An 18,979-nucleotide genomic window follows, 5' to 3' on the forward strand; every position below is an offset into this window, starting at 1 on the left:
TAAATTTAAATTATGGACAGAAGAAATTTTTTAAAGCATACCGGCTGGTCTCTTGTCGGGCTGGCCGCTTCCGGTAGCCTATTATCTGCATGTCAGCAAGGAACTGCCGCAGGAAAGAAAGTCATGCCCTCTGCCAGTAATCTGAAGTATTTCTGGGGAGATTTGCATAATCATTGTAACATAACCTACGGTCATGGCGACATGCGTTCTGCATTTGAGGCTGCCAAAGAACAACTGGATTTTGTATCTGTCACTCCTCATGCCATGTGGCCGGATATTCCCGGAGCCGATGATCCCCGTCTGAAGTGGGTGATCGATTATCATACCGGTGCCTTCAAGCGTTTGCGAGAGGGAGGTTATGAGAAATATGTCGCCATGACCAATGAATACAATAAGGAAGGAGAATTCCTGGCTTTTGTTGGTTATGAGGCGCACAGCATGGAACATGGCGACCATGTGGCTCTGAATTATGACTTGGACGCACCGCTGGTGGAATGTACCTCCATTGAAGACTGGAAACGGAAAGCCCGCGGGCATAAGGTATTTATTACTCCGCATCATATGGGATATCAGACAGGCTATCGCGGATACAATTGGAACTTCTTTACGGAAGGAGACCAGACCCCGTTTGTAGAGATGTATTCCCGCCATGGATTGGCAGAAAGCGATCAGGGAGATTACAGTTATCTGCATGACATGGGTCCCCGCCAATGGGAAGGTACTATTCAATGCGGATTGGAGCAAGGTAAGAAATTCGGTATTATGGGTTCGACCGACCAACATGCAGGTTATCCGGGCAGTTACGGTGACGGTCGCATAGGTATCCTTGCAGAATCGTTGAGCCGTGATAAAATCTGGGATGCCATGAAGAACCGTCATGTCTGCTGTGCCACCGGTGATAAAATAAATATAGATTTTCGTTTGAATGATGCGTTCCCGGGTGATGTCGTACGGGGAAATAGCCGTCGTATTTATCTGAATGTGGAGGGAGGTAGCTGTATTGATTATATTGACATCGTTAAGAACAGAAAGTGCATTGCTCGTTTAAGTGGCCCATTGTTGCCCGAGATGCCAGAAGGAGATATGGTACGTTGCAAGGTAAAAGTTGATTTCGGTTGGAACCGCGAAGAACAGTATGTGCATTGGCAAGGAAAGCTGTCCATAAATAAAGGAACTATCAATGCTGTGGAACCTTGCTTCCGTGGCGCCGCTTTCACTTCTCCGCAACCGGGAGAATCTGAGTTTGAGACAAAAGTTAACCGTATTGTGTCTGTTACAAGTAAGGATGCAGAGTTGGATATGTACAGTTCCAAAAACCCCAATACCACGACTCCTGCCACGCAAGCTGTCATTCTGGATGTGACTATGCCTAAAGATGGCGTGATTACAGCCGAATTCAATGGCAAGAAATTTGAGCATTCGTTGGGTGAACTTTTGGAAGGTTCCCGTTCACATTTCATGATAGGGTGGCTCAGTGAGGCTATTCTCTTCAACCGTGCAATGCCGGAAAGTTGCTTTACGGTTGAGCATTATATGGAGGATACCCAACCCGAAAGAGATACGGACTATTACTATGTCAGGGTTCGCCAGCGTGACCAGCAATGGGCATGGAGTTCTCCTATATGGGTAGAAAGAACATAATGTTTCCTTATTTGATATAATAAACTATGGAATATGCAATTGGCATTGATTTAGGTGGTACATCTATAAAATATGCTTTGGTGGATAAAGCGGGTAATTCTTTCTTTGAGGGAAAATTACCCTCTTTTGCTTCTGTTTCAGCTGCAAAAGTAATAGAGCAGTTGATAAAAGCTGTCATGTTGTTAAAAGATGAAGCTGCCAAACAAAACTGGACAGTATTGGGCATTGGGCTTGGTACACCCGGAATTGTAGATGAGACGAACCGTATCGTATTGGGAGGTGCAGAAAATATTATCGGTTGGGAAAACATAGATGTGGCTTCTCTTTTGGAAGAACAGATGAAACTACCGGTAGTCGTTGGAAATGACGCCAACCTGATGGGGTTGGGGGAAGCGAAATATGGTGCAGGGAGGGGGTGTACCCACGTGGTGTTTCTGACAGTGGGAACCGGCATCGGTGGAGCCGTCATCATTGATGGCAAATTATTCAACGGCTATGCCAATCGGGGTACGGAGCTGGGACACGTGCCATTGATTGCTAACGGTGAACGTTGTGCCTGCGGAGCGATCGGCTGCCTGGAGCATTATGCCTCGACTTCTGCTTTGGTAAGGTATTTCAGCACGTTGGCTAAAGAGCGGAATCTGAGTTTTGATATGGAAATAAACGGAGAACTAATAGTCCGCCTGTATCATGAAAATTTTCCGATGGCTGTTGAATGCATGAGTGAACACTTTTACTATTTGGGAAGAGGAATTGCCGGATTTGTCAATATATTCAGCCCTCAACGGATTGTATTGGGAGGAGGGGTTACAGAATCCGGTATTTTCTATTTAGAGAAAATAAGGGAAGTGGTTCGAGAGCATGTTATAGCCGATTGTGCCTTAAATACAGAAATTGTAGCCGCATCATTGGGTAATAAAGCCGGATTTATCGGAGCGGCATCATTAATCTTAAAATGAACGATATATCATGAAAAGTAACAAGAAATGGAGTATGCTGACATTAATCATGATGTTTTGGTTTACTATTTCATTCATTACGAATATTCTCGGGCCGTTAATCCCCGACATTATCCATAACTTTGAACTGAAGGATCTGGCAATGGCAGGGTTTATTCCGACCTCTTTTTTCTTGGCCTATGCCATCATGTCGATACCGGCAGGTATATTAATAGATAAATATGGAGAAAAGCCGGTGCTATTTACCGGCTTCCTAATGCCATTTATAGGTACTACCTTGTTTGCATGTTTCCCTTTTTACCTGATACTGCTTCTGTCTTCTTTCATCATTGGTTTGGGAATGGCCATGTTGCAAACTGTAATCAACCCTTTGCAACGTGTTGTCGGCGGAGAGGAGAATTATGCGTTTATAGCAGAGTTGGCACAGTTTGTATTCGGAGTAGCCTCTTTTATCAGTCCCTTGGTTTACACTTGGCTGATACATGCACTGGAACCGGAAGTTTATCAGCAGGGACAGAACTTTTTGCTGGATATTCTGGCAAAAGTTACTCCGGTTACTCTTCCCTGGGTTTCTCTGTATTGGGTATTTACAGCACTGTTGTTGGCTATGCTGCTCGTTGTGTCATTCGTTCATTTTCCGCGCATTGAATTGAAAGATGATGAACGCAGTGGTTCCTCCTCTTCCTATAAAAAATTGTTCCGTCAAAAATACGTATGGCTTTTCTTTTTGGGAATCTTCTGTTATGTCAGTACAGAACAGGGTGTCTCTATTTTTATGAGTACCTTCTTGGAACAGTATCATGGCATTGATCCAAAAACTGTCGGTGCACAAAGTATCAGTTATTTCTGGGGTTCGATGACCGTCGGTTGCCTATTTGGTATGTTCTTGCTGAAGCTGATAGACAGTAAACGTCTCCTACAAATATCAGGACTGCTTTCCATGAGTTTACTCTTGATCGCATTGTTCGGTTCTGCAAAAGTTGCGGTATGTGCATTTCCGGCAATCGGTTTCTGCATTTCAATGATGTACTCCATCGTATTCTCACTGGCTCTGAACACAGTAGCCCAGAATCACGGTTCTTTTGCCGGTATTCTTTGCTCCGGAATTGTGGGAGGCGCAGGAGGTCCGCTGTTTGTCAGTCTGCTATCCGATACCACTTCATTACGCATAGGAATGCTCCTTATCTTGGTTTTCATGGGATATATTACGTTTATCGGTTTTTGGGCACATCCACTGGTCAACAATAAGACAGTCAGCCTGAAAGAACTGGTTGGTTTCAAAAACAAAAATAAAATACTGAAATGAGAAAGATATTATTAGGCTTACCCGCCTTTTGCCTATTGATGGCATGTGGCAGTTCCGAGCAATCTGCTGTCATAACAGTTTCCGACGAGACATTGATGCACGAAGTTCGTGCAACTCCCTCTCCTGCGAATGGTGCTTGCGTTAAGATGAATCCGCCGCGCTTTATGTGGCCGGATAAATTCCCGCATTTAGGTCCGGTATTGGATGGAGTTCCGGGACAAGTGGATGAAAAACCGAAAGTAGTCTATCGGATTCGTATTTCTCAGGACAAGAACTTTCAAAAGGAAGTGTTGATTGGGGAACGCGCCTGGGCTTTTTTCAATCCTTTCCAGTGCCTGGCTCAGGGAAAATGGTACTGGCAATATGCTTACGTCACTCCTGGAGGTAAAGAAGAATGGTCACCGGTTTATCAATTCCATATAGGTAAAGATACACCGGAATTTAATCCGCCCACATTGGAGAAAGTCTTGGCAAAATATACGTCTCACCACCCACGCGTATTATTGGATGCGGATGATTGGGAGGAAATTATAACGAAGAATAAAAATAATCCGGAAGCTCAGGCCTATATGGACAAAGCTTCCCGGTGCATTTCTCATCCGTTGAAGCATCTTCAGGAAGAGATAGATACAACAAATGTAGTTACATTAACCAATGTAGTACAGCGTGAGTCAGCCCTTATCCGCGAGAGCCGTAAGATTGTGGATAGAGAAGAAGCCAATGTGGAAGCATTGGTACGCGCCTATCTGCTGACGAAAGACAAGAAGTATTATCGTGAAGGCATCAACCGGTTGAGTGAAATCCTTTCCTGGCAAACAAGCAAATACTTTGCAGGTGACTTCAATCTATCCACTTTGCTCTCTATGAGCACATCGGCGTACGACGGGTTCTACAACCTGTTGTCTCCGTCAGAAAAACAGTTATTATTAGATAATATCCGGAATATCGGGAATAAATTCTATAATGAATACGTTAATCATCTGGAGAACCGTATTGCAGACAATCATGTATGGCAAATGACTTTCCGCATTCTTACAATGGCGGCCTTTGCCACAGTTGGTGAGATTCCGGAAGCATCCGTGTGGGCAGATTATTGCTATAATGAATGGATCTCCCGTCTTCCGGGACTGAATAAGGATGGTGCTTGGCATAATGGAGATTCATATTTTCATGTAAATATACGCACACTGATAGAGGTACCGGCCTTTTTCTCCCGTATATCCGGTTTCAATTTCTTTGCCGATCCGTGGTATAACAACAATGCTTTATATGTCATTTACCAGCAACCTCCCTTTTCCAAATCCGGAGGACATGGCAATTCGCATGAGGGACAGCGCACTCCGAATGGAGGTCGCGTAGGATATGCAGATGCGCTGGCACGCGAATGTAACAATCCGTGGGCGGCAGCTTATGTACACGAAATTATGCAGGAAGACCCTGATATTCTGTCGAAAGCTTTTGAAGCCAAACCGGCGGACTTGACCTGGTATCGTTGTACGACAAAAAAGGAGAGGCCTGCTTATAGTAGCAAGCTGTTGGAGCTGCCTCAGTCCAAAGTTTTCAGCCAGACAGGCACTGCACTGATGAACACAGACATAGGACATCACACCAACAATGCCATGCTCTCTTTCCGTAGCAGCCCCTATGGTGCCACTTCCCATGCTTTAGCTAATCAAAACGCCTTCAATACTTTCTTTGGTGGAAAGGCAATTTTCTATAGCAGTGGACATCGTACCGGCTTTACAGATGACCATTGCATGTATGCTTATCGGAATACTCGCGCCCATAATTCCATATTGGTGAATGGTATGGGACAAAAGATTGGAACGGAAGGTTATGGATGGATTCCTCGCTATTATGAAGGAGAAGAAATCTCCTACGTTGTAGGTGATGCTTCTAACGCTTATGGAAAAGTGGTTTCTCCGTTGTGGCTGGAACGTGGGCGCTTGTCTGGTACTCAGTATACACCGGAGAAAGGTTGGGATGAGAATAAACTGGATTTTTTTCGAAGACATATTGTTCAGCTGGGACGTTCGGGTTTGTTCGTTGTTTATGACGAACTGGTTGGTAAAGAACCGGTAGAATGGAATTATCTGCTGCATACGGTAGAACTGCCCATGGAAGTCGCTGAAGAGAAAGACGGATTGCGCATCTTAGGAAAGAACAAGGCAGACGGAGTATCTATAGCTCATCTGTTCTCCTCACAGAAAATGACTTATGCGCAAACAGACACCTTTTTTGTGGCTGCTGTTGATTGGAAAAAACGACTTGGCAAAACTCTCTCCAATCATTATCATTTTACAGCAACGACAGCTTCTTGCAGCAAAATCTGTTTTCTCAATGTGATTGATGTACATGGAAACAACCGTGCCGATGCTGTAATTAATCGTGAAAGGAACCGCATAACAGTAGAAGAATGGGTTATCGAATGTAATCTGGAAGGTGAAGGTAATGCGTTCTTGTATATAGAGAATAAACAGAACGGTGTTTCGCTGGACTTCAATTATGACTCAAACAAAGGTGCTACGACCATCATAGATCGGGTAGACGGAAAGAAAGTAGAAAAAAGGCTGGTTGATGCCTTACCGGAACTTGAAATATGATATCACTTTAAAACAAAATTGAATTATTGAAATAATATGGTAAAAGAAAATTCAATGAAGTATTTGGCTTGTTTTTCGTTGTTATGCTCTTCTATGGCTTCTGCCATCGAACGTCCTAACATCATCTACATCTTCACCGATCAGCAAACGGCCAGCGCCATGAGCTGTGCCGGAAATCCGGATCTGCACACTCCCAACCTTGACCGTTTGGCAGCGGCCGGTATACTATTTAATAACGCTTATTGTACAGCTCCACTCAGTGGCCCCTCACGTGGAGCTATGTTTACAGGGTACTATCCGGATGCAGTAGGGCTGTCTGTCAACGGATCACCGATGCCCGACTCTCTTAAGGCACAAACACTGGGCACTTTAATAAAGAATGCCGGTTATGATTGTGCCTATGGCGGTAAATGGCATCTTCCTTTACTCGAAGTTCCAGACAAAGAATATGGCTTCGACAATATATATAAACATAGTGATGATGGGCTGGCAGAAGCTTGTGCCGAATATCTCTCGCGCAAACATAAAAAGCCGTTTTTTTTGGTGGCTTCCTATGACAACCCACATAATATCTGCGAATATGCACGTCGTCAGAACTTCCCTTATGGAAATATTGATATACCTGATATACGGGATTGTCCGGGATTGCCTGCCAATTTTGCCAAAAACCCGTATGATGCTGACGTCATTGAAAGTGAAAGAATCAATAACTACAATGTATATCCAACCGCTGGTTTTACCCCCGAAGACTGGCGTATGTACCGATATACTTATTATCGCTTGGTAGAAAAAGTAGATAGAGAAATAGGAAAGATTATTGATGCCATCGATCGGAATAATCTTTGGGAAAATACAGTGGTAATCTTTTCCAGCGATCACGGCGATGGTATAGGTGCCCATCGTTGGAACCAGAAGTCTGCTTTATATGAGGAGATTATCAATATCCCTCTTATTGTAACGCTGCCAGGCAAGAAGAATGCAGGCAAAGTGTTACCCCAGCTTATTAGTAACGGTGTAGATTTCTTTGCCTCCGTGTGTGACTGGGCAGGTGCCAAAATGCCGAAGGGAGCAGCAGGAAAGTCTTTCCGGAAAATTGCAGAGGAAGGAAATCCGCAAGCTTTACATCAAGAATATATCATCACCGAAACACGGTTTGACGGTAGCAAGACGAGGGGCTGGGTAGTACGTAGCGAACGTTATAAATATGTGCTTTACGATAAAGGAAGATATCGCGAACAGCTGTTTGATATGCAAAATGACAGAGGGGAAATGAGAAACCTGATAATGGAAAACTCATATGGCCAGAAACTGCAAGAATTACGCGATATTCTTGAGAAATGGATGAGCATCTATAACGTACGTCCAAGTCGCCCGAAACTGCATGATGTCCCTGGGAAAACACTTAAAAATGTTCATAAGTAACGTTTGTCTGATGGCTTAATCACAAGGAGGAGTCGAAATGACCAATCAGTTTTATGCCTAGCTGGCATTGTTTAGGTCTCGTGTTTCTCATTCTGATATGAAGCTTGATTAAGAGATCTTTTCAGTGAAAGGTACCGGGCCCTATCAATCTCAACTTGGCAAATGTAACCCTTCGCTTGGCCATGCTGAAGTTTACAATTATGCTTCAAGTTTTAGAATTGAATATCATCGCTTGTATTGAATAGGTGTTAAGTAACTTCTGTTTATAGAATTTTCAAAGCCACCAGGCTCGAAGGCCGTTTCGGTACACAAAAACAGTATTACTCACTATCGAAAATTAAAGTACGGAACAGGAAAACAGAAATCCTATAGAGGAAGTTGTTAGGCTTCTTCCAAACGGATAAGATTTTAGCTCAGAGAGAGAAAATACAATAAAATGGCATATGAGATGGTAGGAGCAAATCATCTGCATATGCCATCTTACTTTTTTATGACATTTACTGAATATCCCTAATTAAGGGGCTATCTATTTTCGAATAGCCCCTTAATTAGGGATATTATTATAGTAAAATCCTTTTATTCTGAAACTTCATTAAGTTCACTGCTCTTTTTGCCTTTTATCAGTATGTAAGCGATAGGAGATGCAACGAACAGAGAAGACATTGTACCGAATACAACACCCAGAATCATGGCGAATGCGAAGCTGCGGATAGAGTCACCACCGAGGATGAAGATACACAGCAATACAATCAAGGTACTCAGTGAAGTATTGATGGTGCGTGCCAAAGTTGTATTCAATGAGTCATTGAACAACTGGAACTTGTCACGCTTCGGATAGAGACCGAAGAATTCACGTACACGGTCGAAGATTACCACCTTGTCATTGATAGAGTAACCGATAGCTGTCAGGATGGCACCGATAAAGGTCTGGTCGATTTCTAGAGAGAACGGCATCCAGCCCCAACAGATGGAGTAGGCACCCAGGATGATGATGGTATCACAAGCCAATGCGGCTACTGAACCGATACTGTATGCAATATTGCGGAAACGGATCAGGATATAGATACCGATGGCAATCAATGCAAGTACAACAGACCAGATGGCTGAAACCTTGATGTCGTCTGCGATACTCGGACCTACCTTCTGGGAACTGATGATACTTCCGCCCGTATGGTTTTCGCGGTCGATGAAGGTTTCCAAAGTGATGTTCTGAGTCAATACCGGCTTCAGAGTCTCATACAGATATGCTTCGATTTCAGAGTCGATGTTGTTACCTTCTTCTTCAATGCGGTAGTTCGTGCTGATACGCACAGTCTTGCCGTCTGTACCGATAGCGATAACGCTGACATTGGCATCGCCGAACTTGCTGGAGATAAGTTCACGAATCTGTTCCGGTTCCACTTTGTTCTCAAACTGTACCTTGAAGTTACGTCCACCGGTGAAGTCGATGCTCTGGCTCAGTCCACGGGTAGCGAGGAAAGCGATACATACAACTACGGCAGCTCCGGTGATGGTCAACCACAGCTTGTTTCTGCCCATGAAGTCGAAGTGTACGTTCGCCATCAGGTTCTTGGAAATCTTGGAAGAGAATGTCAGGTTCAGCAATTTGTCTTTGCCCATGAAATAATCATAGAACAGACGCGTCATGAATACGGCAGTAAAGAACGAAATCAAGATACCGATAATCAATGTAGTGGCAAAACCACGGATAGGACCTGTACCGAAGTTGAACAAGATAATACCGGTGATGATAGACGTCAAGTTGGAGTCGAAGATAGCAGAGAAGGCGTTGGAGTAACCGTCAGCCAATGCTTTCTTTACACCCTTGCCTGCACGGAGTTCTTCTTTGGTACGTTCGTAAATCAATACGTTGGCATCTACAGCCATACCCAGTGCCAACACCATACCGGCAATACCGGACATCGTCAATGCTGCTTGGAAAGAGGAAAGGATCCCCAATGTGAAGAACAAGTTCAGCACCAAAGCACCATTGGCAACCATACCCGGAATGAATCCGTACATAGAGCACATGTAAACCATCAGCAGAATCAATGCTACGATGAATGACATGATACCGGCATTGATGGAAGCTTGTCCCAGTGAAGGACCAACGATGTCTTCTTGTACGATATGTGCGGGAGCCGGCATCTTACCTGATCTCAATACGTTTGCCAAGTCTTTTGCTTGTTCCGGAGTAAAGTGACCGGTAATCTGTGAGTTACCACCAGTGATTTCATTGTTTACGTTCGGTGCGGAGTAAACGTAACCGTCCAGCACGATAGCGATGCTCTTGCCGATATTCTGCTTGGTGAGCTGAGCCCAACGGCGTGCACCGTCAGTGTTCATGGACATACTTACGGCAGGTTTACCGTAATGGTCGTATTCGTCTTTGGCGCTAACCACTACATCACCTTCCAGAGGCGCCTTGCCGTTACGTTCTGTAGAACGGATGGCATAAAGTTCGAAAGTCTGAGCTTTCGGATCATATTCATAAGGAGATACTCCCCATTTCAGACGCAAGTCTTTCGGCATTTCGGCCTGAACTTCCGGCATGGAAAGGTATCTGTTGATTTCAGCTGTATCCTTGTAGTTGGCATAGGCTACAACAGGACCTTGTCCGCTGGGGTTGACTTGCAAGATTGCGAACAGCGGGTGTTCTTTCTTTATTTGTGCAAGGTCAGCGGTTTGTGTCTTGTTTTCACCCTTTAAAGCAGCGGCAAGACTGTCGGCTGTGCTGGTAGCTTGGGCTACGGCAGGAGCTTCGGTAGCTGCGCTGTCTGCCTCTTCTGCCGGAGTTTCGCTTGCAACGATGGCACGCAACTTGGTGTCGGCAGCTTGCAGATAGGGAGTAACGTCTTTTGCTGTGTATGTTTCCCAGAATTCCAGATTGGCAGAACCTTGTAATAATTTTCTTACACGTTCAGGCTCTTTGATACCCGGAAGTTCTACCATGATACGGCCCATTTTGTCTTCCAGACTCTGGATATTGGGCTGAACTACACCGAAACGGTCGATACGGGTACGAAGTACATTGTAGGAGTTGTCAACAGCTGCCTTTACTTCTTCGCGCAATACTTTCTCAACTTCCGCGTCGGTAGATTTCTGAGTTACCTTGTCTTTTAATTGTTGGGTTGCGAACAGCTGTGACAGCGGAGCACCCGGAGCAAGCTTGTGATACTCTCTGACGAATAGGGTGATCACGTCATCCTGGCTTGTGGTAGCTTGCTTGGCGGCAGTGGCCAATGCTTGGTTGAATGCTTCGTCAGTCTTGTTGTCAGCCAATACTTTGATGACATCGGGTACGGAAACTTCAAGGATGACGTTCATACCACCCTTCAAGTCCAAACCTAAACTGATTTCCATCTCACGACATTGTTTCAGCGTCCAATTGCCGAAATACACTTTCTCATTAGCCAGAGAATCGAGGTAGTCCTGCTCTACTTTCACATCGCCTTTTGCAAACTCTTTGGCCTTACTTGTGTAATGGCGAGTTACAAAAGAGAAGGAGAGATAGAACACACACACCAGTGTGAGCAATATCGCAAAAACCCTTACAAATCCTTTGTTTTGCATGTTACTTTTAGTTTATTATGATTACTTTTTAATTAAATTCTGTTGCATACAAGGCTGCAAATATAGCTTTTTTTTCACAAATCTTACTTCATACCGCGATTTTTTAACATCGGGTCTAATTGAGGCTCAGTTCCTCTGAAGTTTTTATAGAGAGTCATCGGGTCTTCGCTGTCTCCTTTTTCCAGAACATTCTGGCGGAAGAGGTCGGCTGTCTGCTTGTCGAAGATACCGTGTTCCTTGAAAGCTTCGAAGGCATCGTTGTCCAGAACATTGGCCCAGAGATAGCTGTAGTAGCCTGCAGCATAACCGCCGATGATGTGGTTGAAGTATGTGGTACGGTAGCGGGGAGCTATTTCCGGAATCAGCCCCAGTTGGTCCATCGCTTCTTTTTCGTATGCAACGACATCAAGACCTTCGGTATCAGTCAGGTTATGCAGGTTCATGTCGAGGATGGCGGCGGCCAGCAACTCGGTAGTCATGAAACCCTGGTTGAACGTTTTCTGGTTCAGTATCTTTTCAATCAGGCTGTCGGGAATGACCTCGCCGGTCTTGTAATGCTTGGCATACATTTTCAACACTTCGGGTTCGGTAGCCCAATGCTCGTTGATTTGAGAGGGGAGTTCCACGAAGTCGCGTACGACATTGGTGCCTGAAGTACCTTTATACTGGCATTGGGTCAATAATCCGTGCAGGGCATGGCCGAATTCATGGAACAAAGTTTCCACTTCGTCGATAGTCAGCAGGGAAGGAGTGTCGCCTACGGGCTTGGTGAAGCTGCATACGTTGCATACCAATGGACGTATGCTGCCTTGTTGTTCGCGGTAATTGCTCATCCAAGCACCACCGCTTTTGCCGGGACGGGGGAAGTAATCTACATAGAAGATTCCTACTTGTGAGCCGTCTGCGGCTTTCACTTCAAACACTTCTACATCGGGATGATAGACGGGGATACCTTCGAGCTTTGTCAGCGTGATGCCATAGAGCTTATTGGCAACGGCAAAGGCGCCTTCACGTACGTTTTCCAGTTTGAAGTAGGGCTTAATCTCTTCTTCTTCGAGGTTATATTTCTCCTTACGGAGTTTTTCGGTGTAGTACCACCAATCCCATGCTTCCAGTTTCTCTCCTTTGCCTTCCTTGTCCATCAGCTTTTGCAGTTCGGCTGCTTCGGCTTTTGCTTTGGGGAGTGCATAACTCCACAAGTTGTTGAGGAAGTCCATCACGGCGGTGGAATTCTTTGCCATTGTATTGTCCAATACAAAGTTGGAGTAACAGTCGAAACCCAGCAGTTGCGCCTTTTCAAGTCTCAGGCGTACGATGTCGGCAATGATTTTCTTGTTGTCGTTCTTGTCATTGTTATTGCCGCGGTTGATGTAGGCCTTGTACATCTGTTCGCGTAGCGGCCGGTTGGCGGAGTATTGGAGGAAAGGCAGGCGGCTTGCATTATGGAGGGTAAACAGCCATTTGCCTTCCTGTCCGGTGGCACGGGCTTCAGCCATGGCGCTTTCGCGGAACCATTGGGGAAGTCCGGCGAGGTCCTCCTCTTTTCCTACATAAAGCTTGAAGTCGTTGTTTTCGTTCAGGATGTTGTTGCTGAACGTGATTCCGAGTGTGGAAAGCTGCTTGTTGATTTCACGCAGACGGGCTTGTTTGTCGGCCGGAAGATTGGCGCCGGAACGGATAAATTTCTTATGGGTTTTTTCCAGCAGCCTTTGTTGTTCGCGGGTCAGGCCGAGAGCATCTTTCTGGCTGTAGACAGCATCCACTTTCTTGAAAAGCTCCTGGTTGAGGGAGATGTTGTCTTCGTGTTCGGCCAATGTCGGAGCCAGTTTCATGGAAAGGGCTGTCAGTTCATCGGTAGTTTCGGCCTCCGTCAGGTTGAAAAATACACCGCCTACACGGTCCAGGGTGGGAGAGCTGTTGTCGAGGGCAACAATGACATTTTCGAAAGTAGGGGCTTCCGTATTGTCAATGATGGCTTGGATATTGGCGTTCTGCTCTTCTATACCTTTCTGGAATGCGGGTTCATAGTGCTCCAACTTGATTTTATCGAATGGAGGCACGCCATTGGGTGTTTGAAACTCAGTAAGGAACGGATTGCTTTCCGTCTGGGTGGCACAGGAGTACATCATACAACTTGCTGCTAAAATTAGAATACATTTTTTGAACATTGTTTTCTAAGTATTAAATGTTTAAGTATTAATTTTCAATATCTCTTAGTGATATAGCACCATATCGGATAGTGGTCTGACTCTTTGATGGAGCGGTCTACTGTACAATTGTAGGCTCTCAGGTTCTTGCTTGTCAGTATGTTGTCTATCCGGAAATAGAATCTGTTCTGGTTGTAGGAGATGCCCAGCCCCCGTCCTGATTGGGTGAATGCGTCGTCCAAATCCTGGGCGATGGTGCGGTGGGTATAGGAGATGGGGGTATCGTTGAAATCGCCGCATACAATAATGTAAGGATGCGGTGAAGCGGTTATTTCATGTGCAATAGTGTCAGCCTGCGGGGCACGGATGGCCGATGCTTCTGCCAGCTTGCGTATGAGCAGGCGTGCGCCGCTTTTCACTTTTTCCTTTTCGGGAGATTTCAGCATGTCTTCGTACACGACTTTATCGGCTTTGGTCAGCTTGTTGGACTCCAGATGATTGTTGATGAGGGTAACCGTGTCTTCCCCAATCTTGATTTCATAGAGTACCGAACCGTTGTATTCGCTGGGATAATCCAATATGCGTGACGAGAGAATCGGAAATTTAGAGTAACATGCTATCTTGTTGGTATGTCCCTTTCCGCTACCCACTGTGTTGATGCGGTGGTATGGATATGCCTTGAGTTCCCGCTCTACGTCTTTTTGCGAAAGATGCTTTGAGGATTGTACTGTGGAATATTCCTGCAGACAGAGGATATCGGCGCCACTTTCCTTCAAATAGGTCAATATCGGGTTTTTGCCATCTTGTTTGGCGGCACCGTCAAATCCCATAATGTTGTAGGAGAGCAGTTTGATACTTGTTTCCGGTAAGTGGTCTGTATGGAAGTTGATGGGCAGATAGGTGCGTATCTGCGAATAGCAGAGCAACATCCCTATTAGGGGCAGCAAAGCCGACCTATAGCGCTGGATGACCAGCCAAAAAATGAGGAAGCCGGCATTTATCATCAGGAACACGGGAAATGTCAGCCCCAGGCACGATTGCACCGGATGTGTGACCGGCTGGATGTGCGGACTATAGGCGGTGAACAGTAATAGGCCCGTAAATAAGGCATTGACCGCTAAAATCAGGAGAGCGACAAAATTACCGAGATGCTTCATTATAATAGTTGAAAATTGAAAGGTGAAAACTGAAAATAAGAGTGGCGGTTATATTCTCATTTTTCATTTTCCGTTTTCCATTTTCCATTGGTTTAACGTTTACTCGCGTCGAACAAGCTTTTCTTTTCCTCTGTAGTAAGGCTTTCGTATCCCGATTTCTTTAATTTGTCGAGAATGCGGTCTATCTCGTCGGATTGGGCTTTTTTCCGTGCGTTGTAATCATAATCTTTTTGTTTGCCAGTACCGTAGTGTACTTTCATTTTCGGCTTTCTGGGTTTGAAGTTGACGATGGAAACTAAGGTATCCAGACATTTGTTTATCCATGAGGTCAGGTCACTACCTTTGCTGAGGCTGGCGGCAAACCATACCCCTGCCAGCGCACCTCCTAAATGTGCGATGTGTCCACCGGCATTGCTGGAGGTGATGAACAGTAAATCGGTGCCTATAACGATGAGTGCCAGGTATTTCAGCCGGATGGTTCCGAACAGCAGTAGCCGTATCGGATAGTTGGGCTCGCGATAGGAGGTGGCGGCTACAATGGCAAGTACAGAGGCAGAAGCACCCAGCATGAAAGAATAGTCTGTCATGGGACGGAAATACGGGAAAATGTTATAGGCGGCCATATAGAGCAGACCGCCGCAAATTCCTCCCAGAATGTATACACCCCGGAGATGCTTTGCAGAGAAGAAACTCAGGAACAGTGCACCGAACCAGTAAAGCCACAGCATATTGAAAAGAATGTGCATGAATCCTGCATGCATGAACATATATGTCAGTAGTGACCATGGTTGCAGGATGAAGCGTATGACTGATGCCGGCAGTTCCAACCATTCGAATACGCCTGCTATGCTCCGGTTGAACAACTGGAACATGACTTCGGTTAGCGTAGTAAGTATGAATACCGCTACATTGATGTAAATCAGTTGGATATAAATGTTCCCCCTACGGAAGGTTTCTTTCAAATCAGTTATAATAGTAGCCATTTCCTCTGTTCTTTTTTCTCCAGTACATAATTAGGATAAAGCCGAATACCATACCACCCAGATGTGCGAAGTGAGCCACATTGTCTCCTGCACTGTTTGCAAATCCGGCATAAAGTTCAATCAAGGCATATCCGATAACAAAATATTTGGCCTTGATGGGAACCGGTAACGGGAAGATGAACATTTGCTGGTTGGGGAACAACATGCCGAATGCCAGCAGAATGGCGTATACTGCTCCCGAAGCTCCCACGGTAGTCATCATATTGAGATATTCCTCCATCGGGATGATGGCCATGCCAGTATTTACGCTGTCATAGGCGGAAAGTACTGTCTCATAATGAATATACTGTACCACCTCCTGGATAATTCCGGCTCCTATACCGCACACCAGATAGTAGAACAGAAATCGTTTTGGCCCCCATACCTGCTCTAAAATACGTCCGAACATCCATACAGCAAACATGTTGAAAAATATGTGCGCGAATCCGGCGTGCATGAACATATATGTTATCAATTGTGCTGCATTGAAATCTTCGGCAAGGAAAAAATGCAATCCCAGATATTGGGCGAGGTCGATGCCGTAGCTTTGGGCGACAATGGTGCCCAAAAACATCAGCACATTAATGATTAAAAGGTTTTTGGTTACAGTAGGTATAGTATTCATAATCTGTTGTTTCAATTCATTTTACAGTTCAAAAACAGTTGTCTGTTTTTGCTTTCTCCGGCAAAAATACGAATAAATTCTGTTCTATAACAGAAAAAGCAGATTCTATTCCTTCTTTTTCGTTGTTTTCCAATATTTTTTTAATGTTTTTATTTGATATTCAGAAATATTGCTCTATTTTTGTGGAGGTTTGTGATGAAAAGTAAAAATATCTTTTGTGTAACATATTAATTAATTTTAAGCATTATGAATAAGGCGGAACTTATTAGCGCTATGGCAGCGGAGTCTGGTTTGTCAAAGACTGATTCAAAGAAAGCATTGGATGCATTTATCGCGTCAGTCACTAAGGCAATGAAGGCCGGTGATAAAGTATCATTGGTTGGTTTTGGAACTTTCAGTGTGGTGGAAAGAGGAGCGCGTATGGGTATCAACCCCTCTACTAAAAAGCCTATCGAGATTGCTGCAAAGAAAGTTGTTAAATTCAAACCAGGTACGGAATTGACAGCTGAATAAGAACAGTATACTCAACATACAAAGAGGGGACGTTTTACAAAGAGCGTCCCCTCTTTGTATGTTGAATATCTTGTGAGGCCATAAAAACAAGCCTGCTTGTTTTGTACTGATTTCGGTTTACGCTATCTTTGCACGCAGGAAAATACATTTGAATCATGAATATAGAACAGAAACTGGTATCGTCCGTCATCGGCGGACTGAAAGCGCTTTACGGACAGGATGTTCCTGCCGCACAAGTGCAGTTGCAGAAAACCAAGAAAGAATTTGAGGGACATCTCACGCTGGTTGTATTCCCTTTCCTCCGTATGTCCAAGAAAGGACCGGAGCAGACGGCCCAGGAAATCGGTGAATACTTGCAGGCAAACGAGTCTTCGGTTGCAGCATTTAATGTCATTAAGGGCTTCCTGAACCTGACCATTGCCTCCTCTGCGTGGATAGAATTGTTGAATGGCATTCATGCGGACAAGCAGTACGGTATCGTGGCTGCTACTGACAACTCTCCATTGGTGATGATTGAGTATTCTTCTCCCAACACCAACAAACCGCTTCATTTGGGACATGTACGCAATAATCTTTTGGGAAATGCGCTGGCTAATATAGTGGCTGCCAACGGTAATAAGGTAGTAAAGACAAATATTGTCAATGACCGTGGAATTCATATCTGCAAGTCCATGTTGGCATGGCAGAAGTACGGGAATGGTGAAACTCCCGAATCATCCGGCAAGAAGGGAGACCACTTGATTGGCGATTACTATGTTTCCTTCGACAAGCATTATAAAGCGGAAGTGAAAGAACTGATGGCCAAGTTCCAAAGCGAAGGCATGAATGAGGAAGAAGCCAAAGCCAAGGCGGAAGCTGAATCTCCTTTGATGAAGGAGGCTCGTGAAATGCTGGTAAAGTGGGAGGCCAATGACCCGGAAGTACGTGCGCTCTGGAAGAAGATGAACGACTGGGTGTATGCAGGTTTTGACGAGACTTACCGTATGATGGGTGTAACTTTTGATAAGATATATTACGAATCAAACACGTACCTCGAAGGTAAGGAGAAGGTAATGGAGGGCCTGGAGAAAGGCTTCTTCTACCGGAAAGAAGATGGCTCTGTATGGGCAGACCTCACGGGTGAGGGGTTGGACCACAAGCTGCTGTTGCGTGCGGACGGTACATCTGTCTACATGACGCAGGATATAGGTACTGCCAAACTCCGCTTTGCAGATTATCCCATCGACAAGATGATTTATGTGGTAGGTAACGAACAGAATTACCATTTCCAGGTATTGTCCATCCTGCTCGACAAACTGGGCTTCGAATGGGGTAAAGGGTTGGTGCACTTCTCTTACGGTATGGTGGAACTTCCCGAGGGCAAGATGAAGAGCCGCGAAGGTACCGTGGTTGATGCTGACGACCTGATGGCGGAGATGATTGATACAGCCAAGGAAACCAGCAATGAACTGGGCAAGCTGGATGGTCTGACAAAGGAAGAAGCAGACAATATCGCCCGTATCGTTGGTCTGGGTGCCTTAAAGTACTTCATCCTGAAAGTGGATGCCCGCAAGAACATGACATTCAATCCAAAAGAGTCCATCGACTTTAATGGTAATACGGGACCGTTCATCCAATATACTTATGCACGTATCCAGTCTGTTCTCCGCAAGGCAAAAGAGGCCGGTATCGAAATCCCTGCCCAGTTACCTGCCGGCATTGAACTGAGTGAGAAGGAAGAGGGACTGATACAGATGGTTGCCGACTTTGCCGCTATTGTGAAGCAGGCAGGCGAGGATTACAGTCCGTCCATCATTGCAAACTATACGTATGACCTTGTGAAGGAATATAACCAGTTCTACCATGACTTCAGCATTCTGCGTGAGGAGAACGAAGCAGTGAAGGTATTCCGCCTTGCATTGTCCGAGAATGTAGCCAAGGTGGTACGCTTAGGTATGGGCTTACTGGGAATTGAGGTACCTGACAGAATGTAACTTTACGCAAGTTTCTTATAAATGAAAGCGGAGCGTAG

General features: G+C 45.1%; 12 protein-coding genes. 7 read left to right on the forward strand and 5 right to left on the reverse strand.

The window, feature by feature from the left end:
* The first annotated feature begins 12 nt into the window (after positions 1 to 12).
* From DW800_RS04920 to DW800_RS04940, 5 genes are read left to right on the forward strand one after another with little or no spacing between them, the layout of a single operon-like run.
* Positions 13 to 1,641, forward strand: a complete 1,629-nt coding sequence (locus tag DW800_RS04920) for a hypothetical protein (RefSeq protein ID WP_022402182.1) — start codon at positions 13 to 15, stop codon at positions 1,639 to 1,641.
* A gap of 26 nt (positions 1,642 to 1,667) precedes the next feature.
* Positions 1,668 to 2,600 (forward strand): ROK family protein, encoded by a 933-nt coding sequence (locus DW800_RS04925; protein WP_117703822.1) that lies wholly within the window; start codon positions 1,668 to 1,670, stop codon positions 2,598 to 2,600.
* 10 nt (positions 2,601 to 2,610) lie between these two features.
* Positions 2,611 to 3,906, forward strand: coding sequence for a sugar MFS transporter (locus DW800_RS04930; protein WP_022402181.1), 1,296 nt, complete (start codon positions 2,611 to 2,613; stop codon positions 3,904 to 3,906).
* Positions 3,903 to 6,509 (forward strand): DUF4962 domain-containing protein, encoded by a 2,607-nt coding sequence (locus tag DW800_RS04935; RefSeq protein WP_016272390.1) that lies wholly within the window; start codon positions 3,903 to 3,905, stop codon positions 6,507 to 6,509. The genes DW800_RS04930 and DW800_RS04935 overlap by 4 nt, the downstream gene beginning before the upstream one ends.
* A gap of 54 nt (positions 6,510 to 6,563) precedes the next feature.
* Positions 6,564 to 7,931, forward strand: coding sequence for a sulfatase (locus DW800_RS04940; protein WP_238615503.1), 1,368 nt, complete (start codon positions 6,564 to 6,566; stop codon positions 7,929 to 7,931).
* A gap of 576 nt (positions 7,932 to 8,507) precedes the next feature.
* On the opposite strand, the gene secDF is transcribed toward DW800_RS04940, so the two are convergent.
* The 5 genes from secDF to DW800_RS04965 all read right to left on the reverse strand — a co-directional run bounded on the left by secDF (position 8,508) and on the right by DW800_RS04965 (position 16,455).
* Positions 8,508 to 11,504 carry a protein translocase subunit SecDF gene (gene secDF, locus DW800_RS04945; protein WP_057088677.1) on the reverse strand — a complete coding sequence of 999 codons (2,997 nt, stop codon included), beginning with the start codon at positions 11,502 to 11,504 and terminating at the stop codon, positions 8,508 to 8,510.
* An 83-nt stretch (positions 11,505 to 11,587) separates the two neighbouring features.
* Positions 11,588 to 13,672 (reverse strand): M3 family metallopeptidase, encoded by a 2,085-nt coding sequence (locus tag DW800_RS04950; protein ID WP_008662578.1) that lies wholly within the window; start codon positions 13,670 to 13,672, stop codon positions 11,588 to 11,590.
* 35 nt (positions 13,673 to 13,707) lie between these two features.
* Positions 13,708 to 14,808: an endonuclease/exonuclease/phosphatase family protein gene (locus tag DW800_RS04955; RefSeq protein WP_008662580.1), complete on the reverse strand. Its 1,101-nt coding sequence runs from the start codon at positions 14,806 to 14,808 to the stop codon at positions 13,708 to 13,710.
* 92 nt (positions 14,809 to 14,900) lie between these two features.
* On the reverse strand, positions 14,901 to 15,791 hold the full coding sequence (locus tag DW800_RS04960; protein ID WP_009037631.1) for a rhomboid family intramembrane serine protease: 891 nt from the start codon (positions 15,789 to 15,791) through the stop codon (positions 14,901 to 14,903).
* Positions 15,772 to 16,455: a rhomboid family intramembrane serine protease gene (locus DW800_RS04965; RefSeq protein WP_005830648.1), complete on the reverse strand. Its 684-nt coding sequence runs from the start codon at positions 16,453 to 16,455 to the stop codon at positions 15,772 to 15,774. Before DW800_RS04965 ends, DW800_RS04960 begins: the two co-directional genes overlap by 20 nt.
* Before the next feature lie 246 nt (positions 16,456 to 16,701).
* On the opposite strand from DW800_RS04965, the gene DW800_RS04970 reads away from it, so the two are divergent.
* Complete coding sequence (locus DW800_RS04970) at positions 16,702 to 16,968, forward strand: HU family DNA-binding protein (RefSeq protein ID WP_005830643.1); 267 nt, start codon at positions 16,702 to 16,704, stop codon at positions 16,966 to 16,968.
* A 155-nt stretch (positions 16,969 to 17,123) separates the two neighbouring features.
* Entirely contained in the window at positions 17,124 to 18,941 is a 1,818-nt protein-coding gene (gene argS, locus DW800_RS04975; RefSeq protein WP_117703823.1) for an arginine--tRNA ligase, read from the forward strand.
* Positions 18,942 to 18,979 lie beyond the last annotated feature (38 nt).

Source organism: Bacteroides sp. AM32-11AC (assembly GCF_003603515.1).
GTDB classification, from domain to species: Bacteria; Bacteroidota; Bacteroidia; order Bacteroidales; family Bacteroidaceae; genus Bacteroides; species Bacteroides uniformis.